Origin of the sequence: Dietzia sp. UCD-THP, assembly GCF_000349585.1 — a bacterium.
Lineage (GTDB): Bacteria > Actinomycetota > Actinomycetes > Mycobacteriales > Mycobacteriaceae > Dietzia > Dietzia natronolimnaea_A.
Window position 1 is genome coordinate 3,132 of the sequence record NZ_KB714680.1, and the last position, 258, is coordinate 3,389.

The following is a 258-nucleotide window of genomic DNA, read 5'->3' on the forward strand; positions in this document are numbered from 1 at the left end:
ATCCTGACCGCCACACTCCCCTTGGCGTCCTGCGGCCTGTTGTTCTCGGATCCACGGCAGGAGAACCTCGACGGGTTCGTTGACGCCCTCCAGCGCAAGGACGCCGTAGCGGCCGCAGCGTTCACCTCTACACCGGAGATTGCGGCCACTGACCTGCAACGCACCTTCGACGGGATCGGCACCACGCAGATCTCCGCCCGCGTCCCCGACATCGGAGACTCGGTCACCACGCGACACGAACTCCAACTGCAATGGCGG

The 258-nt window shown here is 65.5% G+C and carries 1 pseudogene; it reads left to right on the forward strand.

Annotation, left to right across the window (positions count from 1 at the left end):
• Positions 1–258 (forward strand): annotated as a pseudogene (locus H483_RS39850) (hypothetical protein); the annotation flags it as partial.